Here is a 22,685-nt window from a genome sequence, read left to right on the forward strand (position 1 = left end):
GGGGTTTCGAGTCAGGGATTCTGCACCCTGTCGGTTACCGAGAGCGGCCTGCTGGCCATCAGAACCAGGGCGTAGCTCAGCTTCTTGTAGGTACGGAACACCATCAGCAGGCCGGCGCGTTCGTCGGGAATCTTCACCGACTCACCGGTAACGCGGTCGCGCACCGTCTCGCCGACCTTGTAGATCGCCAGCACGTTGCCCTCGGCCAGCCCGTCGCGCTGGCCACGGTTCAGGGTGACCACGTCGAACTGGCCGATCTGGGTCACGCCGCGCGGTACGTCGATGATTTCGCCCTTCACCTCGCGGCTCGGCTCGCCGGGCATGAAGGTGGAATTCACCGCACGCTCCTCGGTGGGGAACAGGCGGTCGCCCAGGCGCACTTCCTGGGTGGTGCGGGTCAGCGCCAGGGTCGCGACGTCGCCTTCGGTGGCCACCACCTCGCCGCCGCCGATGTCGTCGGCGTTGATGCCGAGGACTTCCTTGGTCTTCGGATCGATGTAGACCTTGCCCTGGCGGAAGATGCCATAGGCCGGCTGGCCGTCGGCGAACTTGCCGCGAGCGTAGATGCGGTCGCCGGTGCCGCTGACGATCCGCTCGGCGTTGCCGGCGACGATGTACGGCGCACTGGTGAAGGTCTTCTCGTCATCGACGATGCGGTTGGCCAGCAGGAAGCTGTTGATCTTGTCCAGCGGGATGGTCGGGATGGCCTCGGCGATCGGCGTGCTGCGGATCTTCGGCGACAGCTTGATGGTCCCGCGCGATTCGCCACGGTTCAGCACCAGGCGCGGCTGGCCATCGACGTAGACCAGGCTGAGGGTGTCGCCGGGGTAGATCAGATGTGGATTCTGGATCTGCGGGTTGGCGTGCCAGAGTTCCGGCCACTTCCATGGCTGGCGGAGGAATTTCCCCGAGATGTCCCACAGGGTATCGCCCCTGACCACCGTGTAGCGGTCCGGATGCCCTTCCCTGAGGTCGACCTGGGCCTGCGCCAGACCGCTCGCGGCAAGGAGCAGAAGGGCGACTAGTGATTTCCTCATGCAGTGAATCCCTTTATCATGTCGACATACGCGAAACGCCCGAAGCCCGCGAGAATCGCGGTCTGAAGCCGTTTTCAAGCTGCGCGCCATCTTAGCAGCGGATTTTCAATCGATTCCACAAGTGCATCACAAACGCATATGGCCATCCTGAACATTCTCGAATTCCCCGATCCGCGCCTGCGGACCATCGCCAAACCGGTGGAGGTGGTCGACGACGCGGTGCGCCAGCTGATCGACGACATGTTCGAAACCATGTACGAAGCCCCGGGCATCGGCCTCGCCGCGACCCAGGTGAACGTGCACAAGCGCATCGTGGTCATGGACCTCAGCGAAGACAAGTCCGAGCCGAGGGTATTCATCAACCCCGAGTTCGAACCGCTGACCGAGGATATGGACCAGTACCAGGAAGGCTGCCTGTCGGTACCCGGCTTCTACGAGAACGTGGACCGACCGCAGAAGGTCCGGATCAAGGCCCTCGACCGCGATGGCAACCCCTTCGAGGAAGTCGCCGAAGGCCTGCTGGCGGTATGCATCCAGCACGAATGCGACCACCTCAACGGCAAGCTGTTCGTCGACTACCTGTCCACCCTCAAGCGCGACCGCATCCGCAAGAAGCTGGAAAAGCAGCATCGACAGCAGGCGTGACCCCATCCCCCAAAGGCTTGCCCCGGCAAGCCTTTTTCTTTTAGCGAGCCCCGCATGAGCCAAGCATTGCGCATCGTCTTCGCCGGAACCCCGGAATTCGCCGCCGAGCATCTCAAGGCCCTGCTCGACACCCCACATCGGATCGTCGCCGTCTACACCCAGCCTGACCGGCCGGCCGGCCGCGGGCAGAAACTGATGCCCAGCGCGGTGAAGAGCCTGGCCCTGGAGCATGGCCTGCCGGTCATGCAGCCGCAGAGCCTGCGTAATGCCGAGGCCCAGGCGGAGCTGGCGGCCCTGCGCGCGGACCTGATGGTGGTGGTCGCCTATGGCCTGATCCTGCCCCAGGCGGTACTCGATATCCCGCGCCTGGGCTGCATCAACAGCCACGCCTCGCTGCTGCCGCGCTNCGCCGATCCAGCGCGCGGTGGAAGCCGGCGACGCGGAGAGCGGCGTCACCGTGATGCAGATGGAAGCAGGGCTCGACACCGGCCCGATGCTGCTCAAGGTGAGCACGCCGATTTCCGCCGCGGACACCGGCGGCAGCCTGCACGACCGGCTCGCCGCGCTCGGCCCGAAAGCGGTGGTCGAAGCCATCGCCGGCCTGGCCGCCGGCACCCTGCATGGCGAGATCCAGGACGACGCCCTGGCCACCTACGCGCACAAGCTGAACAAGGACGAGGCACGCCTCGACTGGAGCCGTCCGGCCGTCGAACTGGAGCGCCAGGTCCGCGCCTTCACCCCCTGGCCGGTCTGCCACACCAGCCTCGCCGATGCTCCGCTGAAAGTCCTCGGCGCCAGCCTGGGGCAGGGCAGCGGGGCGCCCGGAACCATCCTCGAGGCCAGCCGCGACGGCCTGCTGGTCGCCTGCGGCGAAGGCGCCCTGCGCCTGACCCGCCTGCAAGTGCCGGGCGGCAAGCCACTGGCCTTCGCCGACCTCTACAACAGCCGCCGCGAGCAATTCGCCGCCGGCCAGGTGCTCGGCCAATGAACCCGCGTCTCGCCGCCTGCCAGGCGCTGGCCGCGGTGCTCGCCGGACGCGCCTCGCTGTCTGGCGCGTTGCCGCCGCAACTGGACAAGGTCGCCCCGCGCGATCGCGGCCTGACCCAGGAGCTGGCCTTCGGCGCGGCGCGCTGGCAACCGCGCCTGCAGGCCCTGGCCGCGCGCCTGTTGCAGAAGCCGTTCAAGGCCGCCGACACCGATATCCACGCCCTGCTGCTGATCGGCCTCTACCAGTTGCTCTACACGCGGATTCCGCCGCACGCCGCGATCGGCGAGACCGTCGGCTGCGCCGACAAGCTGAAGAAGGGCTGGGCCAAGGGCGTGCTCAACGCCGTGCTGCGCCGCGCGCAGCGCGAAGGCGAGACGCTGCTGGCCGAGGTCGACCGCGATCCCTCAGCGCGCCTGGGACATCCGCGCTGGCTGCTGAAAGCGCTCAAGCAGGCCTGGCCGGAGCAGCTCGACGCGCTCTGCGCAGCGAACAACGCACACCCGCCGATGACCTTGCGGGTCAATCGGCGCCACGGCGAGCGCGATGCCTACCTGGCCGAACTCGCCGAAGCCGGAATCGAGGCCCGCGCCTGCGACTACAGCCGCGACGGCATCCAGCTCGCCGCGCCGCGCGACGTGCGCGAACTACCGGGCTTCGCGGAGGGCCGCGTCAGCGTCCAGGACGAAGCCGCGCAACTGGCCGCCGAGCTGCTCGAAAGCGCGCCCGGCCAGCGTGTCCTCGACGCCTGCTGTGCGCCTGGCGGCAAGACCTGCCACCTGCTGGAAACCCAGCCGGAACTGGCCGAAGTGGTCGCCGTCGACCTCGAGGAGAGCCGCCTGGTAAGGGTCCGGGAAAACCTCCAGCGGCTCGGCCTGCAAGCCAGCCTGGTCGCCGCCGACGCCAGGGCCACCGGGGAGTGGTGGGACGGCAAGCCGTTCCAGCGCATCCTCCTCGACGCGCCGTGCTCGGCCACCGGGGTGATCCGCCGCCACCCGGACATCAAGCTGGCGCGCAAGCCGGAAGACATCGCCGCCCTGGCGCACCTGCAGGGTGAATTGCTCGACGCGCTGTGGCCTACCCTGGAAGTCGGTGGCGTACTGCTCTACGCCACCTGTTCGGTGATGCCGGCGGAAAACAGCGACAGCATCGCCGCCTTCCTCGCCCGCACGCCCGGCGCCCGCGAACTGGACCTTCCCGGCCCCTGGGGCATGAAACAGCCCCACGGCCGCCAGTTGCTGCCGCAGGTGGAGGGCCACGATGGCTTCTACTATGCCAAGCTGATCAAGATATCCGCCCGTTGATCGAAACCTGACGAGCCGTTTCCTGCATGAAAATCATCATCCTCGGTGCCGGCCAGGTCGGCGGCACACTGGCCGAGCACCTGGCCAGCGAAGCCAACGACATCACCGTGGTCGACACCGACGGCGACCGCCTGCGCGACCTCGGCGACCGCCTCGACATCCGCACCGTGCAAGGCAAGGCCTCGTTCCCCACGGTGCTGCGCCAGGCCGGCGCCGACGACGCCGACATGCTGGTGGCGGTGACCAATAGCGACGAGACCAACATGGTCGCCTGCCAGGTCGCCTACACCCTGTTCAACACCCCGACCAAGATCGCCCGCGTCCGCGAGCCGGCCTACCTGACCCGTACCGGGCTGTTCGACAACGAGGCGATCCCGGTGGACGTGCTGATCAGCCCGGAGCAGGTGGTCACCAACTACATCAAGCGCCTGATCGAACACCCCGGCGCGCTGCAAGTCATCGACTTCGCCGAGGGCAAGGCGCAGTTGGTCGGGATCAAGGCCTACTACGGCGGCCCTCTGGTAGGGCAGGAGCTGCGCCAGCTGCGCGAGCACATGCCGAACGTGGATACCCGCGTCGCCGCGATCTACCGCCGCAACCGGCCGATCATTCCCCAGGGCGACACGGTGATCGAGGCCGACGACGAAGTCTTCTTCATCGCCGCCAAGGCCCATATCCGCGCGGTAATGGGCGAGATGCGCAGGCTCGACGACAGCTACAAGCGGATCATCATCGCCGGCGGCGGCAATGTCGGCGAGCGCCTGGCCGAGGCCATCGAGAGCCGCTACCAGGTAAAGATCATCGAGCGCAGCCCGCTGCGCTGCCGGCACCTCTCGGATACCCTGGACAGCACCATCGTGCTCAACGGCAGCGCTTCCGACCGCGACCTGCTGCTGGAGGAAAACATCGGCGAGACCGACGTGTTCCTCGCCCTGACCAACGACGACGAGGCCAACATCATGTCCTCGCTGCTGGCCAAGCGGCTCGGCGCGAGCAAGGTGATGACCCTGATCAACAACCCTGCCTATGTCGACCTGGTGCAAGGCGGCGAGATCGACATCGCCATCAGCCCGCAACTGGCGACCATCGGCACCCTGCTGGCCCACGTTCGCCGCGGCGACATCGAGAGCGTACACTCGCTGCGCCGCGGCGCAGCCGAAGCGATCGAAGTGGTAGCCCATGGCGACGCCAAGTCGAGCAAGGTGATCGGTCGCTCGATCAACGAGATCAAGCTGCCGCCGGGCACCACCATCGGCGCGCTGGTGCGCGACGAGGAAGTGCTGATCGCCCATGGCGACACCCGCATCGAGAGCGGCGACCACGTGCTGCTGTTCCTGGTCGACAAGAAATACATCCGCGACGTCGAGCGACTGTTCCAGGCCGGCCTGACGTTCTTCTGAGGCACGCCATATCGCGAACGGCGATAGGGCTTCGGCCTACGAACACCAAGGGGCCGCGTGCCTCCTTCGCAACGGCCGAATCCCCCTGTTCCGTGCAAAGCCTGGCCGGAGCCGGGCACAATGGCCGACATCGTTGGAAGAGGGCAGGATGATGATCGAAGGTCTGGAAAAGATGCTGGCCAAAGGCGTGGACAATGCGCTGCTGCGCTTCGGCCTGGGCAAGGGCTACCTGGACGCGGGCGACGCCGAACGCGCGGCGGAACACCTCCAGCGCTGCGTAGAGCAGGACCCGAAGTATTCCGCCGGCTGGAAACTGCTGGGCAAGGCGCGCCAGGCTGCCGGCGATCTCGCGGGCGCCCGGCAGGCCTGGGAGCAGGGCCTGGCAACTGCCGCGACGCATGGCGACAAGCAGGCCGAAAAGGAAATGACGGTGTTCCTGCGCAAGCTCGACAGGGCGAGAACCTGAGCGTCCGGCCAAGGCTTGCGCAGCGCGTTCTCGCCACCCGCCGGCCGGAGTTCCGGCAGACGGGTCGGGCGTGCTCATCGAGCGCTGGCAGAACGGTTCGAGCACGCCCCGACGACACTTTTACAAAGACCTGATCCACACATCCGTAGGCAACTTCTGTCAACGATGTAGCCTGCATCCCGAACGCCCACAACCCCATTGAGCGACCGCTGCCGGCCCTCTAGCTTCGACTCATCGCTTCGGTCCAAGCCCGAACGCGACACCTGACTTCAACTACTTTTCCGGAGCCAACATGTCGAAGCAAGAGCGTTCAGTCCCGTCCTATGTCGAATACCCATACGAGCAAGCGATTCTCTACGTTCACCGGAACGCCTCCGCCAATGAGATGCTCGAATCCGTACAGGAGCGCCTCAGGGCTCTCCTCGGCCTCCTCCATGCCTTGGAAAGGATCGAAGTGCGGACGGGGCAGGGCGTTCCCATTCAGCGCGTGGCGCACATCCTGGTCACGCTCGGCGGCGATGCCCTGACGCTGCTCACGGCCGCGCACCGGGCTACCACCTCCTGAACGAAGAAGGGCGCAACGGTCATCACGGCCTGTTGCGCCCTTCCTCCAGATTGCCTCGATGAGCCTCAAGCGTTGCTCTGCGGCCGCCCCGGCAGCATCTTCAGGATGCCGTTGAGTAGCATGCCGTAGAGCGGCACGAACAGTAGAAGACTGATACTCAGCTTCACTCCGTAGTCCACCGTGGCGATTTCCACCCAGTGCTGCGCCATGAACGGATTGTCGCTACGCCAGAACGCCACGAAGAAGAAGGTGAAGGTGTCCAGCAGGTTGCCGAGGATGGTCGAGGCGACTGGCGCGGTCCACCAGTGCCGGGAACGACGGAGGCGGTCGAATACCTGGATATCGAGGATCTGTCCGAGCACATAGGCGAGGAAGCTTGCCAGGGAGATCCGGGCGACGAAGGTGTTGAACTCGAGCAGCGCAGAGAAACCACGGAACGCCGCTTCCTGGAATAACACTGAGACTACGTAGGAGGCGATCAACGCCGGGATCATGACCCGGGCGATGACCAGCCGGGCAGGGCCCTTGCCCAGCAGGCGCACGGTGAGGTCGGTAGCCAGGAAGATGAACGGAAAGCTGAAGGCGCCCCAGGTGGTGTGCCAGCCAAACAGGGTGATCGGCAACTGCACCAGGTAGTTGCTGGCGATGATGATGAAGATGTGGAAGGCGATCAGGCCGGCCAGGGTGCCGCGCCAGGCCGCCGGAGAAGAGGCTGACATGTACTGTCCTTTTTGCGCGATGGGGTGAGGGAACCCATGCCCGGCACCATGCCGAGCGGCGCGCATTCTAGCCGATAACCGGCAGCGGTTTCGCCCACTCTGTGATCAGTGGCTCATGCCTGGGGTTCCACGTGGAACACCACCGTTCACGCTTCGCTGAGAAAGCGCAGGCCGACGCCTTCCGCATCGACTCGCACGACTTCCATCTGCAGGATCGGCGCGTCGATCGGCAAGTCCTGTACCTGGCCAGTAACGACACTGCCTGTTGGGAGCTGGGTCAGCTCCGGGTGTTTGACATAGACCCCGGTGTCGGACAGGTCGCGTGTCTGCGCCATCAGCTCGCCAAATAGCGGGTGACTGATACGGATTCGGCACTTGAGCGGGGTTCGTGGGTATTGTCGTTGATTATCCATCGAGTCCCTCGGGACCTGCGGAGGAGGCGGCAGAGCTGAGCATAGTACCCGGATATGAAAAAGGCGTCTTCCGACGCCCTTTCCTCAGTACCATTTTTTCTCGCCATCCGGGCGGTTCTTGAAGCGTTTCATGCTCCACATGTACTGGCTGGGATAGGCTCGTACATACTTCGCCAACTCGCGGCTCATGGCTGCTACAGACACTTCCAGGTCCTTGTCGTACATGTCCGCCGGAGCCGCTTCGAGGATCACCTTGTAACCGCTACCATCGGGCAGGCGCACCGCATGGAAGAACACTCCACGCGCCTTGCCGCGTGAAAGCAACTGCGGGACGAACTTGCTGATCAATGCAGTGGTGCCCAGGTAAGGCACGAAGAGCCCAGCGGTACGCGCGGGCTCGGGGTCGGCGGGAATTCCTACGCAACCGCCTTTCTTCACTTCCTTGATGACGCTGAGGATACCCTCCGGAGTGGAAGGTGCGACGCGGTTGCCCAATTGCACGCGTTGCTTCTTCAGCAATTCGTCGACTGCCTTCAGCTTGGGCGGACGATAGAAGATGATCGGCTTGGCGTAGGAACAATAGAAGTGGTTGAGTACTTCCCAGTTTCCCAGGTGACTGGTAATGCCGACCAGACCATCGCCGGAAGCCAGCGCTTCCTCCAGCACCTCCATGCCTTCGACCTCGCGGATGTATCTCAGCGACTTTTCAGGCGGCCAGATCCAGGCGCAGGCACTTTCGGTGAGGGTCCGGCCAATATCCATCAGGCTTTGTCCGACCAGCTTTTCCAGTTCGGTTTCAGACAACTCGGGGAAGCACTTGGACAGGTTGATCCGCACTACCTCGCGGGATCGATTCGGCAATTTCCACATCAGCCAGCCTATGCCGGCCCCGACGCCTTGCACGGCACGCCAGGGCAATAACGCGAACAGGCGTAGGGCCCCCACCACCAGGGCACCTTTGAATTTCTCCACGAAACACTCCTCGCTCGACTCGAACGCGCATTGTACGCCAGGAAGAAGGCGAGGGCGGCAGCCAAGGAAGCGGGGCGACCAGCTATGCTGCGCGCCGATGTTCCACGTGGAACATCCGAACGCATCCGTCAGGGAGCGCCCGGCTAGCCGACGAGTTGGGCGTAACGGTCGCAGTCCTGGGTATGGTCCATGACCATGCCGCTGGCCTGCATGAAGGCGTAGCAGATGGTCGGCCCGACGAAGTTGAAGCCGGCCTTGCGCAGCGCCTTGCTCATGGCCTCGGCTTCCGGGGTAATCGCCGGCACCTCGGCGCGACCAGCGAAATGGTTGATCTTCGGCTGGCCGCCGACGAAGGACCAGAGGAACCCAGCCGGGTCATCCAGCTCCAGCCAGGCCTGGGCGTTCTGCCGCGCAGCGTTGAGCTTGGCCCGATTGCGAATGATGCCGGGGTCGAGCATCAGTTCGTCGATCTCCGCGTCGCTCATCTGTGCCACCCGCTGCACGTCGAAGCCGAACAGCACCTCGCGGTAGCGCTCGCGCTTCTTCAGCACGGTGATCCAGGACAACCCGGCCTGGAAGCCCTCCAGCAGCAGAAGTTCGAACAGCGCGTCGGGATCGCGCTGCGGCACACCCCACTCCTCATCGTGGTAGGCCATGTAGAGGGGATCGTCGTTGCACCAGAAGCAGCGTGGCATAAGGCTTTCCGTGGTTTTCCAGGGATCGGGGGGACGGGCGAGGCGGCGCGGGAATCGGGTATACTTCCGCGTTTTGTATCGAAGCCTCAGCACAGGTGAATTTCGTGAGCCAGACTACGCCCGCCGTGCGCACCTTCCAAGACCTGATTCTCGCCCTGCAGAACTACTGGGCCGAGCAGGGCTGCGTGGTGCTGCAGCCCTACGACATGGAAGTGGGCGCCGGCACCTTCCACACCGCCACCTTCCTCCGCGCCATCGGCCCGGAGACCTGGAACGCCGCCTACGTCCAGCCGAGCCGCCGCCCCACCGACGGTCGCTACGGCGAGAACCCCAACCGCCTGCAGCACTACTACCAGTTTCAGGTGGTCCTGAAGCCGAACCCGGAGAACTTCCAGGAGCTGTACCTCGGCTCGCTGAAAGCCATCGGCATCGACCCGCTGGTCCACGACATCCGCTTCGTCGAGGACAACTGGGAGTCGCCGACCCTCGGCGCCTGGGGCCTGGGTTGGGAAATCTGGCTGAACGGCATGGAAGTCACCCAGTTCACCTACTTCCAGCAGGTCGGCGGCATCGAGTGCTATCCGGTCACCGGCGAGATCACCTACGGCCTGGAGCGCCTGGCCATGTACCTGCAGGGCGTGGACTCGGTCTACGACCTGGTCTGGACCGACGGCCCGTTCGGCAAGGTCACCTATGGCGACGTGTTCCACCAGAACGAGGTGGAGCAATCCACTTTCAACTTCGAGCACGCCAACGTGCCGAAGCTGTTCGAACTGTTCGACTTCTACGAAAGCGAAGCCAACCGCCTGATCGCGCTGGAGCTGCCGTTGCCGACCTACGAGATGGTCCTCAAGGCTTCGCATACCTTCAACCTGCTGGATGCGCGGCGCGCCATCTCGGTCACCGAGCGCCAGCGCTACATCCTTCGCGTGCGTACCCTGGCCCGCGCCGTGGCGCAGAGCTACCTGCAGGCCCGCGCGCGCCTCGGCTTCCCCATGGCCACCCCCGAATTGCGTGACGAAGTACTGGCCAAGCTGAAGGAGGCCGAATGATGAGCGCCAAGGATTTCCTGGTCGAACTGGGCACCGAAGAGCTGCCGCCAAAAGCCCTCAACAGCCTCGGCGAAGCCTTCCTCAGCGGTATCGAGAAGGGCCTCAAGGCTGCCGGTCTGAGCTATGCCGCTGCGCGTTTCTATGCGGCGCCGCGCCGTCTCGCCGTGCTGGTCGAGCAACTCGCCGTGCAGCAGCCCGACCGTACCGTCAACCTAGACGGTCCGCCGCTACAGGCCGCCTTCGACGCCAGCGGTAACCCGACCCAGGCCGCCCTGGGCTTCGCCAAGAAGTGCGGCGTGGATCTGCAGCAGATCGACAAGAGCGGTCCGAAGCTGCGCTTCAGCCAGACCATCGCCGGCCAACCGGCCGCCGGCCTGCTGCCTGGCATCGTCGAGGCCTCGTTGAACGAACTGCCGATTCCCAAGCGGATGCGCTGGGCAGCTCGCCGCGAGGAGTTCGTGCGTCCGACCCAATGGCTGGTGATGCTGTTCGGCGACGATGTGGTCGAGTGCGAGATCCTCGCCCAGAAAGCCGGGCGCGAATCCCGTGGCCACCGCTTCCACAATCCGGACAATGTGCGTATTTCCAGCCCGGCAGCGTATCTGGAAGACCTGCGCGGCGCTCATGTGCTGGCCGATTTCGCCGAGCGCCGCGAGCTGATCGCCAAGCGCGTGGCCGAACTGGCCGCCGAGCAACAGGGCAGCGCCATCGTGCCGCCGAGCCTGCTCGACGAAGTGACTGCACTGGTCGAGTGGCCGGTGCCGCTGGTCTGCTCCTTCGAGGAGCGCTTCCTCGAGGTCCCGCAGGAAGCCCTGATCACCACCATGCAGGACAACCAGAAATACTTCTGCCTGCTGGACGCCAACGGCAAGCTGCTGCCGCGCTTCATCACCGTCGCCAACGTCGAGAGCAAGGCGCCGGAGAACATCGTCAGCGGTAACGAGAAGGTAGTTCGCCCGCGCCTCACCGACGCCGAGTTCTTCTTCAAGCAGGACAAGAAGCAGCCGCTCGAAAGCTTCAATGAGCGCCTGCGCAACGTAGTGTTCCAGGCCCAGCTCGGCACCGTGTTCGAGAAGGCCCAGCGCGTCTCCGGCCTGGCCGCCTACATCGCCGAACGTATAGGCGGCAATGCGCAGAACGCCGCGCGCGCCGGCATCCTGTCCAAGTGTGACCTGGCGACCGAGATGGTCGGCGAGTTCCCCGAAATGCAGGGCATCGCCGGCTACTACTACGCCACCCACGGCGGCGAAGCGGAAGACGTCGCCCTGGCCCTCAACGAGCAGTACATGCCGCGCGGCGCCGGCGCCGAGCTACCCTCGACCCTGACCGGCGCCGCCGTGGCGGTGGCCGACAAGCTCGATACCCTGGTCGGTATCTTCGGCATCGGCATGCTTCCCACCGGCAGCAAGGACCCCTACGCGCTGCGCCGCGCTGCGCTGGGCGTGCTGCGCATCCTCATCGAGAAGCAGCTCGACCTGGACCTGGTAGCCGCGGTCAACGCCGCCGTCGAGCAATACGGCGACAAGGTCAAGGCCGCCGGCCTGGCCGAGCAGGTGCTGGACTTCGTGTTCGACCGCCTGCGCGCGCGCTACGAGGACGAAGGCGTGGACGTGGCCGTGTACCAGTCGGTGCGCGCGCTCAAGCCAAGCTCGCCGCTGGACTTCGACCAGCGCGTACAGGCCGTCCAGGCCTTCCGCCAGTTGCCTGAAGCCGAGGCCCTGGCCGCGGCGAACAAACGGGTGTCGAATATTCTCGCCAAGTCCGAGGACGAGGTTCCGCCGAACGTGGATGCCAGCCTGCTGGTGGAAGCCGCCGAGAAGGCCCTGGGCAGCGCCGTGGCGAACGCCGAAAGCGAAGTCGCGCCGCTGGCAGCGGCACGCGACTATCGCGCCGCGCTGGCCCGCCTGGCGGCCTTGCGCGAGCCGGTGGATACGTTCTTCGCCGATGTGATGGTCAATGTCGACGACGCGGCGGTGCGCGCCAACCGCTATGCGCTGCTGGCCAAGCTGCGCGGGTCGTTCCTCGGGGTGGCGGACATCTCGCTGCTCGGCTGAGCCAGTCCCGCCTCGAAGAAAAGGCCCGGCGTCCTCGCGACACCGGGCCTTTTTCACTACAGGACCTTCAGATACTCCAGCAGCGCACGCTTCTCCTCGGCCGACAGGCTGGTGCCGTACTCATGGCCGCAGCGGCTGTTGCCGGAATCACGCTGCTCGCAGCCGGTGGTCTTCAGCACATAGCTGCCGAATTGGGTCTGCTGGGCGGCGAGGCCGACCTTGTCCACGTCGTAGGCCGAGCCCACCGGGAAGGATTCCACCCGCTCCGCGGCCGGCTTCAGCAACTCTTCCAGGGTCGGCACCGAGCCGTTGTGCAGGTACGGCGCCGCCGCCCAGATCCCCTGCAGGACCCGCGACTCGTAGGGGTAGGGGTCGGCCTGGGTACGCACCGGCTTCTGGAAGGCGGTCAGCAGTTGCCGGGTTTCGTCGGTCATCACGCTTTCCGGCTTGACCGCCGCCGCCTTGGCATCGTGCTTCTCACCGAGGATCGGCACGAAGTGCTGCAGGATCGAACCGGCCACCGCTACGGCGAGTACATCGAAGGCTCCGTCGGTCGCCTTCAGCGGCTGGCCGAACGGCATCCGCGCGCCCTCCATCACGCCGGTCTGCACCTGGCCATCGAGGATGGCGTGCTGGCGGCTGTCGCTGCCGACGTCCCTCAGCGGAGTGTCCCAAAGCACCAGGTCCTTGATCCGGATGCCGTGGCACTCCACGCAGCCACCTTCGTCGGTCTTGCGGGCGAAGATCAGCGCGCCTTTCCTGGCCAGGTGCTTGTCCACCGCCCAGGGCCACTTCGGCGGGCCGATCTTCTTGATCAGGTCTTCCAGCTTGCCCAGACCGTGGAAGTTGGCCGAGTTGATCTTCAGGTAGTCCATGCCCAGCAGGTGGAACTTGCTCTTCTGCGGGTGGAAGGTGGCGAACACCCCGTAGACCTCGCCGACATTGCGCGCCAGGCCGAGCAGGTCGTTGCCGTTGGCGGCGAAGCCGGGCCACTGGGTCTTGTTCTGCCGCGCCGCGTTCCACAGGAACGGATAGCGCACCGGCGCATCCGCCGCCTTGATGTTGTCGGGAATCAGGTAGGGCGGCGCGGTGCCGATATCCAGCCCGGTAAGGCGGTTGAAGATCATCGATACCGCGTCCAGCCGCGCCGGTCCCCAGGTGTCCTTGGGCAGCGCGCGCTCGATCAGCGTGTGATAGGGCTCGTACCATTCCTTCACCGCCGCGAGCAGAGCGTCGCGCGCACCGGGAGGCGGATTGGCCCCGAGGATCTGCTTGGCGAAGGCGTCGAAGGCGGCGTCATCGCTGGTCAGCGGTCCCACGGACCGATCGAGGTCGGCGAGGAATGCCTGGAAGTCGACGATCGCCGGACCGCCGTCGATCCGATAGGCAGTGCCCTTCACCTCGATCTGCCGGGTATGGCAGGCCGAACAGGTCATGCCGACCATCTGCCGGGCGCCCGTGCCGGCTACGGTGAAGCCCACCGGCAGGCCTTCCGCGGGCGCCTTGGGGTTGGGCAAATAGCCGTAGCGGGCCAGGCTGTCGGCGAGGAAAGGCGTTCCATCCGGCTGTCGCAACGCCTTGAGCCAGGGCAGGGGCATCACCTGCGAGCCCTGGTCGCGGCTGTAGAAGTCCTGGCGGTGGCTTTCGGTCCATTCCTTGCCCTGGTCGAGCATGACCGGAGCGGCCGCCAGGGCGGCGGAAGAAAGAGCCAGGGAAGCGAGGGACAAGCTTGAAAGGTGCAGTGTCTTTTTCAGGCGTTTCACGGTTACCGTCCTTGGGAACGGGCAGACGCCCCGGAACTCCCCGTCGTCATGCCCGCTCCACCTGTGGTGGAAACACGGCCGGTCGGCCGTGCTGGCATGCGATAGGCGCTTACTGCGTTACTCCGGTGATCCACCCGCCAAGGGGTTCGCACGTACTCCGAGACACCCACTGCTGCGTGCCAAATGACTCCCTGGCCTGGGATTGCCATTCCATTGCCATTATTGAATCTAGTACAGATTGTCCAGCGTAGGGGGCTCGTCGATCCATCCGCGATGCTCCGGCTGGCTGAGGTAGAATCGATCCTTTCCGTTCATGGCCAACTGCGCATCGATGTCCCGTTCCCTGCTGATTCTCGACCGCGATGGAGTCATCAACCTCGACTCCGACGATTACATCAAGACCCTCGACGAGTGGATCCCCATCCCCAGCTCGATCGAGGCCATCGCCCGCCTGAGCCAGGCCGGCTGGACCGTCGCGGTGGCTACCAACCAGTCCGGCATCGCCCGTGGCTATTACGACCTGGCAGTGCTCGAGGCCATGCATGCGCGCTTGCTCGAACTGGTCGCGGAGCAGGGCGGCGAGGTCGGCCTCATCGTCTATTGTCCGCATGGACCGGACGACGGTTGCGACTGCCGCAAGCCGAAGCCGGGTATGCTGCGGCAGATCGGCGAGCACTACGGGGTCGATCTGTCGGGTATCTGGTTCGTCGGCGACAGCATCGGTGACCTGGAGGCGGCGCGGGCCGTCGATTGTCAGCCGGTATTGGTAAAGACCGGAAAAGGTGTACGTACGCTGGGCAAGCCCTTGCCAGAGGGCACCCTGATATTCGACGATCTGGCGGCAGTCGCCAGCGCATTACTTCAGTAAGGTCAGAATACATGTCGACAGTGCAGGCCATCAGAACCGTCCTCTTTTACCTGCTGCTGTCCGCCAGCGCGTTCGTCTGGGGCACCCTCAGCTTCTTCATCGCGCCGATCCTGCCGTTCCGCGCCCGCTACCGCTTCGTGGTACAGAACTGGTGCCGCTTCGCGATCTGGCTGACCCGCGTGGTCGCCGGCATCCGCTACGAGGTGCGCGGACTGGAGAACATCCCGGAAAAGCCCTGCGTGATCCTCTCCAAGCACCAGAGCACCTGGGAAACCTTCTTCCTCTCCGGCTTCTTCGAGCCACTCAGCCAGGTACTCAAGCGCGAGCTGCTCTACGTGCCGTTCTTCGGCTGGGCCCTGGCCCTGCTCAAGCCCATCGCCATCGACCGCAGCCAGCCCAAGCTGGCCCTCAAGCAACTGGCCAAGCAGGGCGACGAGTGCCTGAAGAAAGGCGCCTGGGTGCTGATCTTCCCGGAAGGCACGCGTATTCCGGTGGGGCAGATGGGCAAGTTCTCCCGCGGCGGCACCGCCCTGGCGGTCAACGCCGGGCTACCGGTACTGCCGATCGCCCACAACGCCGGGCAGTATTGGCCCAAGGCCGGCTGGGCCAAGTACCCGGGCACCATCCAGGTGGTGATCGGCCCGGCCATGCACGCCGAAGGCGAAGGCCCGCGCGCCATCGCCGAGCTAAACCAGCGCGCCGAAGCCTGGGTCAGCGAGACCATGGCCGAGATCAGCCCCATCCAGCAGCGGGTCAGCCATCCGGAGCCGTCGGTGGTCTCGTGAAGGGCCGCAAAGCCCCCTGCAAGGCGCACTGTGCGCCGATTCGATAAAAGAAGCCCCGCCATAGCGGGGCTTCTTGTTTTCACGCGAGGCACAAAGCAAGGCCGGTTGGCAACGATCGACCGAATCGACCGGCGTCCGCTGCCCACACATGGAGCCGTGGGTTTATGGAGAGCTAGTGGTTCTCGCCCTCGCAGTCTCGGGATAGATTGGCCTGGTCATGCACCAGAACATTCTGGCCATCCAAACCCTGCTCAGCGGCCAGACCCAGATAAGCGAGCTACGCCTCCGCACGATCATTGGGCTGGAACATGAAAACGCAGAGCTTAAAGCCATGCTTCGAGCCCATGAAGCGCAGTTGATACAGCTTTCAAGACGCATTGAAGTGAGTGAATCCGGCAACGAGCGAGCACTGGCCGTGCAGACAAGAATTTAACGTTGTAGTGGCTGTTTGCCTTTACCTACAAGGTCGGTCTGGATAATGTGATAGACGACACAGGCCCACTCCTATGAGGTAGTGCGCGCCCTACACGCCACGATTTGTGCAGGTCTGGGCTGTGTCCTCACGGAATTGGTATGGAAATGGATTGGGAAGCGCTGTTAGACGAACTGTGGAGCTATGCCGCATCGGATCCAAATGAGCTGGAGACGAAGATTCGCGCGTGCTTGAAAGGTCATTCCTCAGAAGGTCTGCTTCAAGCAGTTGCGCTTCTAATTTCCCAAGGGCAGCACGCCACCGCCCGAACGCTTCTCAGTGAGTTCCTTAAAAGCCACCAGGCAGCAGCAGGTATCGGCCGCCGTCTTGAGCTCATTCTGCATTTCAAGAAAAGTCGCGCCCCCCAACCCCTTTCGCTTAAGAGCAAGCAACACAACAAAGAGACTCTGCTACAAGACGTCAATCACCTCGTCGCCGCTGGCAAATTGCAAGCGGCTGAGTCACTCCTGCTTGAGGCTATCGATACAAGCGAAGAGCCTGACTTTCTGAACCTACTCAGCCGCGTGTACATGCTGCAACGCCGCCCTATTGACGGGGCCAAGGCAATGCAACGTGCACTACTGCTAAAACGCCAACAAGAGGCTTTTGTAGAGCCAGATCTAGATTCAGAAGACGACTTACCGACAGCTAGCGACCTGGCATTTCTAAATGACTCAGCCACGTCATTGGCGACACTGGAACTCCCATCGGTGCCCAGTGCCCAGACCTCGACTGTGGCAGTCGACAACGAGCTCAGTTTCATTCAACAGGCTTCTGCCCAGCTCCCTCCCTTAAACCAGGACGGTTGGTGGGAAAACCATGTTGAACCCGCCTCTATTGAAACGACTGAACTCACCGATGCTGGTGAGGAGACCGACGCTCTTGATGCAGCCCCGGCCATTACAGAAGATGTGGTGGAACAGGTAGATGAAGACGAGACCTCTTCACCAACTCCTAAAAAGCCCCTTCTCAAACTTGGCTTGCCAAGAAAACCCACTGAGCCCGGCGAATCGAAGGCCAGCGTCAAAGTATTCAATAAATCGGGACGACCTCTAAGAATCATCCCTACATCACCGTTGAGCCCACCGGGGCCAGACACTGATGAGCTACCCGAGCCGCCGGATACTGCTCCAGTATCCGAAGAACCTGTCATCCCCTCCGAGGTTCATGACGAGATCCTCGACGAGTACGATGATGATCTTCCTCAAGATGAACTTGAGCTGGACGTACCTAGTCCGGTGCAAATGGGCCTGGGGCTTGAAGACCCTGAAGATGACATCGACTTCGATCATGACCTGCATGATCTGACCATCATCGAGCTGGGCAAAGAACACGACGGGGACACCAACGCCGCTCTGGATGACTTCCGTGATCTAGACGATGACTACGCTGCCTATGCCTTTGACCCGGATGAAGTCTTCGACAATGAGGAGCCGTCAGCAGCCGAATCCACTGATTGGCTGGCAGACAAGCTTTCCCGTGAAGATCGCGCACTTCAGAAAGCTGCGGAACTGATTGGAAAAGCCAACTGGCCACTCAGCACACTGCCCTTGGTTCAGCAGATTTTTGTCATGAGCGGCTGGGGGGCAACTCGTCTTGCATTGGAGAGAGAGATCGAAAAGGGGCTCACTCCTGAGGAGCTGATCCTTGCTGCGCACATCAAAGTGATCTGGGCCGAAAACGATATCTACTGGATCGCCTTCGATAAAACCGGCAGTAGTCGCCTGTCCTACTACGTTCTGTCCTGGCCGACAGCGCTGCTGATCGTGCGCTCCTTTGAGTCGCTTCCCCAGGTAGAAGAGATCGAGGTCTTCCTCGAAAACCTATTTGCGTCCTGGTACGAAAACAGCACATTACGCCGCGCGTTTAAAGCCTTTGCACGCTACCTATGGTTCAGGTTTGCCAACCTGGAAGGTTGCTTGCCCGCCAGCCAGCACTTTGATTTCCATGATCCTCGCGAGCTACCAGCTGAGGAATACGGTGATCTGGGACTTTGCGACACGCTAGAAATCGAGAAGACCGAGCGCCTGCGGGAATTTGGTGTTTTCCAGACAAAGCATCCCCAGGAGCCCAGTTGCTACTTCAGTGACAAGCCCTATGTCAGAGAAGAAGAGCCAAGCCTTAATGCCTCAGGGAAAAGAAAGCAGGTGAAGGCTGATCCTGCAGACACAGAACCTCTTTCAGATATCGAGGATGACACCGCAGGTATCGACGGTGTTGAAGAGGATTCGGCTGTGCCTCAATGGTCAGCTGCACCGCTCGCATCTGCCTTGCACACACAGAATATCGACCAACCTTCGCCAAGCATTGAGCCGTAAGGATAAAGGACTAGCCCATGAAGCCCCTCAAACTCTCCCACGTTCCTGGTTGCTGGGTCAGTCAGACTCTACCCAGCGGCCAGGGCGAACGCCGGGGTATCGTCAAAATGGCCATTGCTAAAGAAGCCGAAGATCAGCTTCAGGTTCACTGGTTCAGTCCGGAGAAGAAACTGGCCTATGTCGATGCATCTGCCGTGCGCTCAGGCTTTCAAAATGGCATGGACGTAGTCGACGAAACACCTGGTAGCGGTGTTCGCTCACTAGGGCAGGGCGTGATCATGCAGCAACGTACCTTGGCGGGAAGCGAGCAAGTCCTTGTCGACTTTCCTGAGCGAGGCGAACGCCATTGGCTGCCCTATCAGTACCTGCGTCAGGTGAAGGGCGTTAAGCATCGGTTTGTCACTGCCAGTAAAGGCGAAGCGGTCGATGCGGAACGCATGCGACTGCGCATGCTCGCCCATGCCATCAAGGTATGGAATGAAAACACGGGGGCCCTTTCTCACCTAGAGATTGAACCGCTACCTCATCAGATTCACTTGGTACACCACATTATCGCCTCCGGCAACTACAACTGGTTGATCGCTGACGATGTGGGCCTTGGGAAAACCATTGAGACCGGAATGCTCCTGCATGCGCTACGGCAACGAGACCTGATCAAACGCATCTTGCTGGTTACCCCCGCCGGCCTGACCAAGCAGTGGCAGGAAGAGCTGTACCACAAGTTCAAGATCGAAGACTTTGAAATCTATGGTGAGGACTTTTTCATCAACGAACCTCGCCAATGGAAGATGCACGACTGTGTCATTGGCTCCATGGATCGACTCAAGCAGGAGGGTCACTTGGAGAGCCTGCTCCAGGCTGAGCCCTGGGATCTGGTGATATTTGACGAAGGCCATCGACTCAGCCGTCGCCAGTACGGCCAGAAGCTGGACAGCTCTGAGCGCTATGACCTGGCGAAAAGCCTACGTAGTCAAACCGAGCACATGCTTTTGCTAAGTGCGACCCCTCACCAGGGCATGCAAGACAAGTTTGTCGCGCTGCTGGAACTGCTTCGCCCCGAGCGACGCACCGACCTCATGGCTCTCAACATCAAGCCAGAAATCCTACATGACATGGTGTTCCGCAATCACAAGGCGGATGTAACGGATGCAGAAGGGAACTTCATCTTCCAAGGCAAAATTACCAGTGCCTTGCAGGTGCCCAGCAGTAAGGAATCCATCGAATTCGATAAAACCCTTCAGGACTATCTGCGCAAAGGCTATGACGCGGGTGAAGCACTGGGGCGAACCGGTAACGCCATTGGTTTCGTGATGACCGTCTACCGCAAGCTGGCAGCCTCCAGCGCGGCGGCTATTCACCGGGCGTTGTGCAACCGCCTTCAGCGCCTGCTCGACGATGAGGCCAACGGACTCTCGGATGAAGAGCCCAGAGACCAACGTTATCTGGGTGAATGGGAAGAACAGTTCACCAGTGATGCCCGCGAGTTCTTCGCTGGTGAAGTGCAGCTGCTTAAAGACTTGATTGCCGAAGCAGCAGCACTGAAAGCAAACGACCTCAAACTAAAGCTGTTTATCGAGGACATCATCGGCAAGATCCACGCTGCCAATGCCGATGAGAAGGTGCTGATCTTTACCGAATACCGCACCACTCAAAACTATCTGCGCGAAGCACTTGCTGACCACTATGGCAGCGACCAGGTCGAGCTCATCAATGGCTCCATGCAACATGCTGAGCGACGCGAGGCCATCAAGCGCTTCGAGGAGCAAGGCGGCTTTCTGATTTCGACCGAAGCAGGTGGGGAAGGCATCAACCTCCAGAGCAAATGCCACGTCATGGTCAACTATGACCTGCCCTGGAACCCAATGCGCCTCGTACAACGCATTGGCCGCCTGTATCGCTATGGCCAGAAAAAGAAGGTTGTTGTGTTCAACATCCAGCAAACCGACAGCCTGGATCAGAACATCGTCGACCTAATGTATGAGCGCATCGACAGCGTGGTTACCGACCTCGCCGAGATTCAGCGGCATGAGTTCAACGAAGGCTTGAAGGATGAAATCCTAGGCCAGCTGGCCGAGCTAATTGACGTAGAAGACATCCTGCAAGAGGCAACAAAACTCGGCATAGACCGCACCCGTGAGCGCATCGACGAAGCGCTGAAGCAGGCGCGTACTGCTGCTGCTAAACAACGAGAGCTGTTTGCCCATGCCGCCACCAGCGACCCCAATGAACTGCGCGATGAGCTCGAAATTACTGTCGATCATCTCTACAGCTTCGTCCTTGGGATGTTCGATCAATTGGGCATTGAGGTCGCTGAGCGCAGCCACAAAGAGCGGCTTTTGCGTATCAGATTGTCCGAGCAGGTGATGCGCGACATGGGGCTATCCCCGAAGGCCTCGCGGCGTATGGATGTGACCTTGGATCGCATGCTGGCAGCCAATCGCCCAGACACCCACATGCTCGACCTCAACTCCAAGCTGATGCAGTACCTGCTGGGCAAAGCCTGCGAGTACGACTTTGGCGGTCTGGCTGCAATGCTCAAAGCACCAGAACTAGAAGAGGGTGCTCTGCTTGGAGCCATGCTGCGCTGGCAAGGCCCTCAGGGAAAACGGATGCGGCAAGAGTTTGTAGCCATTCAGGTGAACGATGGCAAAGCCAAGCTGAACCCTGCAAAGGCCAGCCAATGGCTGCTGACACCTGCCGAGCACAGCCCCCAGAGCCCCGATACTGATACCTCCAAATTGCTGTTCAAAGTCGCTGAAGAAATGGCTAACCAGCGACTGGCTAATGCCAGTAACCGCTATCTAATACCCGAGAATTTGGACTGGGCCTCCGCAGGATGGACACACATCCACTAGCCCGAAAAGATCTCTTGCCCCTGTAAATCAACAGGTTACTGATGACCTACCCCCCGATTTCAGTATCACGTCAAACTTAGTAGAGTCCGTTTTCCGAGCAGGAGAGGGCAGTGAAAAAGCGTTTTACCGAAGAGCAGATTCTCGACTTCCTCAAGCAGGCGGAGGCCGGTGTGCCGGTGAAGAAACTGTGTCGCCGACACGGCTTCAGTGATGCCTCGTTCTACACCTGGCGGGCGAAGTTTGGCGGTATGACCGTGGCGGACGCCAAACGGTTGAAGGATATTGAACTGGAAAACAGCCGATTGAAGAAGTGGCTCGCCGAGGCCCACCTCGACATCGAGTCGCTGAAAGTGGTCGCCCGGGGAAAAGGGTAAGCCCGACAGCGCGGCGGGAGGCGGTGCAGGAGATGCAGGCGCGAACCGGCATCTCCGAGCGTCGTGCCTGTCAGTTGATCGGGCTGTCCCGCTCGGTGTTGCGCTACCAGCCGCGAGCCAGTGTGCAAAACACCGAGCTGCAAGCCCAACTGGTGGAACTGGCCCAAGAGCGCCGGCGCTTTGGCTATCGCCGCCTGCACATCCTGCTGCGGCGTGCTGGCGTGCAGGTCAACCACAAGCGGATCTATCGCCTGTACCGCGCTGCCGGCTTGATGGTGAAACGGCGCCGCCGCCATGGCGTCGCGGTGGAGCGCGAACGTCTGAGTTTGCCGAGCGCACCAAACCAGGTCTGGTCGATGGACTTCGTCTTCGATGCACTGAGCACCGGGCGGCGGATCAAATGCCTGACGGTGGTCGATGACTTCACCAAGGAGTCGGTCGGCATCCTGGTGGAGCACGGTATCAGCGGCTTTCGCGTCACACGGGCGCTGGACGAGATGGCGCGGTTTCGCGGCTACCCGAAAGCGATCCGCACCGACCAGGGGCCCGAGTTCACCGGCAAGGCACTCGATCAATGGGCCTATCAGCGCGACATCAAGCTGAAGCTGATTCAGCCTGGTAAGCCCACGCAGAATGCCTTCATCGAGTCGTTCAACGGTAAGTTCCGGGACGAATGCCTCAATGAGCACTGGTTCTGTTCGCTGGCCGAAGCGAGAATCCGCATCGTGGCCTGGCGGCGGGATTACAACGAACACCGACCGCACAGCGCGATTGGCAATCTCACCCCGGCAGAATTTGCTGCAAGTTGGCGAACTCGCCAGCAGCAGCTGAAGCAGGAAAAATTAATATCAACCCCGGGGCCTACTAACTAGGCAGCGGTACTAAAACTGGGGCAGGTCACGCCTGACTGTTGCCTTCTTGGCCGATTGGAACGCAGCCCAGT

At 62.3% G+C, this 22,685-nt stretch carries 19 protein-coding genes and 1 pseudogene; 14 read left to right on the plus strand and 6 right to left on the minus strand.

What is annotated here, in order from left to right; translation table 11 throughout:
* Window positions 1–11: 11 nt before the first annotated feature.
* A complete protein-coding gene (locus tag ACTJJX_RS13120) occupies window positions 12–1,037 on the minus strand; it encodes a LysM peptidoglycan-binding domain-containing protein (RefSeq protein ID WP_003097294.1) in 1,026 nt (341 codons plus the stop codon).
* A gap of 138 nt (window positions 1,038–1,175) precedes the next feature.
* Here ACTJJX_RS13120 and def point away from each other — a divergent pair, with 138 nt between their 5' ends.
* The 6 genes and pseudogenes from def (at window position 1,176) to ACTJJX_RS13150 (ending at window position 6,402) form a co-directional block, all read left to right on the plus strand.
* A complete protein-coding gene (gene def, locus ACTJJX_RS13125; protein WP_003107059.1) occupies window positions 1,176–1,682 on the plus strand; it encodes a peptide deformylase in 507 nt (168 codons plus the stop codon).
* 54 nt (window positions 1,683–1,736) lie between these two features.
* Window positions 1,737–2,670: pseudogene (gene fmt / locus ACTJJX_RS13130) on the plus strand (methionyl-tRNA formyltransferase).
* A complete protein-coding gene (gene rsmB, locus ACTJJX_RS13135) occupies window positions 2,667–3,971 on the plus strand; it encodes a 16S rRNA (cytosine(967)-C(5))-methyltransferase RsmB (RefSeq protein ID WP_003122291.1) in 1,305 nt (434 codons plus the stop codon). Before fmt ends, rsmB begins: the two are co-directional and overlap by 4 nt.
* Window positions 3,972–3,997: 26 nt before the next feature.
* The gene (gene trkA, locus ACTJJX_RS13140) at window positions 3,998–5,371 is read left to right on the plus strand and encodes a Trk system potassium transporter TrkA (protein WP_003107053.1); all 1,374 of its coding nucleotides are present in this window, start codon (window positions 3,998–4,000) and stop codon (window positions 5,369–5,371) included.
* 148 nt (window positions 5,372–5,519) lie between these two features.
* Window positions 5,520–5,837: a tetratricopeptide repeat protein gene (locus ACTJJX_RS13145; RefSeq protein WP_003120685.1), complete on the plus strand. Its 318-nt coding sequence runs from the start codon at window positions 5,520–5,522 to the stop codon at window positions 5,835–5,837.
* 292 nt (window positions 5,838–6,129) lie between these two features.
* Window positions 6,130–6,402 (plus strand): hypothetical protein, encoded by a 273-nt coding sequence (locus tag ACTJJX_RS13150; RefSeq protein WP_003107049.1) that lies wholly within the window; start codon window positions 6,130–6,132, stop codon window positions 6,400–6,402.
* A 65-nt stretch (window positions 6,403–6,467) separates the two neighbouring features.
* On the opposite strand, the gene ACTJJX_RS13155 is transcribed toward ACTJJX_RS13150, so the two are convergent.
* The 4 genes from ACTJJX_RS13155 to ACTJJX_RS13170 form a co-directional block, all read right to left on the minus strand.
* Window positions 6,468–7,121: a 7-cyano-7-deazaguanine/7-aminomethyl-7-deazaguanine transporter gene (locus ACTJJX_RS13155; protein ID WP_003097286.1), complete on the minus strand. Its 654-nt coding sequence runs from the start codon at window positions 7,119–7,121 to the stop codon at window positions 6,468–6,470.
* A 146-nt stretch (window positions 7,122–7,267) separates the two neighbouring features.
* Window positions 7,268–7,534, minus strand: a complete 267-nt coding sequence (locus tag ACTJJX_RS13160) for a PilZ domain-containing protein (protein WP_003100272.1) — start codon at window positions 7,532–7,534, stop codon at window positions 7,268–7,270.
* A gap of 84 nt (window positions 7,535–7,618) precedes the next feature.
* Window positions 7,619–8,506: a lysophospholipid acyltransferase gene (locus ACTJJX_RS13165; protein WP_003097282.1), complete on the minus strand. Its 888-nt coding sequence runs from the start codon at window positions 8,504–8,506 to the stop codon at window positions 7,619–7,621.
* A gap of 143 nt (window positions 8,507–8,649) precedes the next feature.
* Window positions 8,650–9,201, minus strand: a complete 552-nt coding sequence (locus ACTJJX_RS13170) for a DNA-3-methyladenine glycosylase I (RefSeq protein WP_003097280.1) — start codon at window positions 9,199–9,201, stop codon at window positions 8,650–8,652.
* A gap of 104 nt (window positions 9,202–9,305) precedes the next feature.
* Here ACTJJX_RS13170 and glyQ point away from each other — a divergent pair, with 104 nt between their 5' ends.
* Window positions 9,306–10,253, plus strand: a complete 948-nt coding sequence (gene glyQ / locus ACTJJX_RS13175; protein WP_003097276.1) for a glycine--tRNA ligase subunit alpha — start codon at window positions 9,306–9,308, stop codon at window positions 10,251–10,253.
* Window positions 10,253–12,307, plus strand: a complete 2,055-nt coding sequence (glyS, locus tag ACTJJX_RS13180; RefSeq protein WP_003100271.1) for a glycine--tRNA ligase subunit beta — start codon at window positions 10,253–10,255, stop codon at window positions 12,305–12,307. The genes glyQ and glyS overlap by 1 nt, the downstream gene beginning before the upstream one ends.
* A 56-nt stretch (window positions 12,308–12,363) precedes the next feature.
* Here the strand turns inward: glyS and ACTJJX_RS13185 are convergent, their stop codons facing one another.
* The gene (locus tag ACTJJX_RS13185; RefSeq protein WP_003100270.1) at window positions 12,364–14,070 is read right to left on the minus strand and encodes a di-heme-cytochrome C peroxidase; all 1,707 of its coding nucleotides are present in this window, start codon (window positions 14,068–14,070) and stop codon (window positions 12,364–12,366) included.
* A gap of 331 nt (window positions 14,071–14,401) precedes the next feature.
* Between ACTJJX_RS13185 and gmhB the strand changes: the two genes are divergently transcribed.
* The 6 genes from gmhB to ACTJJX_RS13215 all read left to right on the plus strand — a co-directional run bounded on the left by gmhB (window position 14,402) and on the right by ACTJJX_RS13215 (window position 22,614).
* Entirely contained in the window at window positions 14,402–14,938 is a 537-nt protein-coding gene (gmhB, locus tag ACTJJX_RS13190; RefSeq protein WP_023082612.1) for a D-glycero-beta-D-manno-heptose 1,7-bisphosphate 7-phosphatase, read from the plus strand.
* A gap of 11 nt (window positions 14,939–14,949) precedes the next feature.
* Complete coding sequence (locus tag ACTJJX_RS13195) at window positions 14,950–15,723, plus strand: lysophospholipid acyltransferase family protein (RefSeq protein ID WP_003100265.1); 774 nt, start codon at window positions 14,950–14,952, stop codon at window positions 15,721–15,723.
* Window positions 15,724–15,940: 217 nt separating this feature from the next.
* Window positions 15,941–16,156, plus strand: coding sequence for a hypothetical protein (locus tag ACTJJX_RS13200; RefSeq protein WP_016852303.1), 216 nt, complete (start codon window positions 15,941–15,943; stop codon window positions 16,154–16,156).
* A gap of 140 nt (window positions 16,157–16,296) precedes the next feature.
* Entirely contained in the window at window positions 16,297–18,513 is a 2,217-nt protein-coding gene (locus ACTJJX_RS13205; protein ID WP_023082611.1) for a hypothetical protein, read from the plus strand.
* 437 nt (window positions 18,514–18,950) lie between these two features.
* Complete coding sequence (locus ACTJJX_RS13210) at window positions 18,951–21,368, plus strand: DEAD/DEAH box helicase (protein WP_044288711.1); 2,418 nt, start codon at window positions 18,951–18,953, stop codon at window positions 21,366–21,368.
* A 110-nt stretch (window positions 21,369–21,478) separates the two neighbouring features.
* Window positions 21,479–22,614 (plus strand): IS3 family transposase gene (locus ACTJJX_RS13215; RefSeq protein ID WP_086006202.1). Its coding sequence is split into 2 segments (ribosomal slippage): window positions 21,479–21,728 and window positions 21,728–22,614, totalling 1,137 coding nucleotides; the frame shifts between segments, so codons are not numbered across the junction.
* Window positions 22,615–22,685 lie beyond the last annotated feature (71 nt).

The sequence above is a fragment of the Pseudomonas sp. 22490 genome (assembly GCF_052044465.1).
GTDB lineage: Bacteria > Pseudomonadota > Gammaproteobacteria > Pseudomonadales > Pseudomonadaceae > Pseudomonas > Pseudomonas aeruginosa.

Excerpts from the sequence above, each read along its gene's own strand:
- ACTJJX_RS13170 (WP_003097280.1), bottom strand. The coding sequence starts at position 9,201 with ATGCCACGCTGCTTCTGGTGCAACGACGATCCCCTCTACATGGCCTAC.
- def (WP_003107059.1), top strand. The coding sequence starts at position 1,176 with ATGGCCATCCTGAACATTCTCGAATTCCCCGATCCGCGCCTGCGGACC.
- ACTJJX_RS13210 (WP_044288711.1), top strand. The coding sequence starts at position 18,951 with ATGCGACTGCGCATGCTCGCCCATGCCATCAAGGTATGGAATGAAAAC.
- ACTJJX_RS13160 (WP_003100272.1), bottom strand. The coding sequence starts at position 7,534 with ATGGATAATCAACGACAATACCCACGAACCCCGCTCAAGTGCCGAATC.
- ACTJJX_RS13145 (WP_003120685.1), top strand. The coding sequence starts at position 5,520 with ATGATGATCGAAGGTCTGGAAAAGATGCTGGCCAAAGGCGTGGACAAT.
- ACTJJX_RS13205 (WP_023082611.1), top strand. The coding sequence starts at position 16,297 with ATGGAAATGGATTGGGAAGCGCTGTTAGACGAACTGTGGAGCTATGCC.
- ACTJJX_RS13150 (WP_003107049.1), top strand. The coding sequence starts at position 6,130 with ATGTCGAAGCAAGAGCGTTCAGTCCCGTCCTATGTCGAATACCCATAC.
- gmhB (WP_023082612.1), top strand. The coding sequence starts at position 14,402 with ATGTCCCGTTCCCTGCTGATTCTCGACCGCGATGGAGTCATCAACCTC.
- ACTJJX_RS13200 (WP_016852303.1), top strand. The coding sequence starts at position 15,941 with ATGCACCAGAACATTCTGGCCATCCAAACCCTGCTCAGCGGCCAGACC.
- ACTJJX_RS13120 (WP_003097294.1), bottom strand. The coding sequence starts at position 1,037 with ATGAGGAAATCACTAGTCGCCCTTCTGCTCCTTGCCGCGAGCGGTCTG.
- rsmB (WP_003122291.1), top strand. The coding sequence starts at position 2,667 with ATGAACCCGCGTCTCGCCGCCTGCCAGGCGCTGGCCGCGGTGCTCGCC.
- trkA (WP_003107053.1), top strand. The coding sequence starts at position 3,998 with ATGAAAATCATCATCCTCGGTGCCGGCCAGGTCGGCGGCACACTGGCC.
- ACTJJX_RS13155 (WP_003097286.1), bottom strand. The coding sequence starts at position 7,121 with ATGTCAGCCTCTTCTCCGGCGGCCTGGCGCGGCACCCTGGCCGGCCTG.
- ACTJJX_RS13195 (WP_003100265.1), top strand. The coding sequence starts at position 14,950 with ATGTCGACAGTGCAGGCCATCAGAACCGTCCTCTTTTACCTGCTGCTG.
- glyS (WP_003100271.1), top strand. The coding sequence starts at position 10,253 with ATGAGCGCCAAGGATTTCCTGGTCGAACTGGGCACCGAAGAGCTGCCG.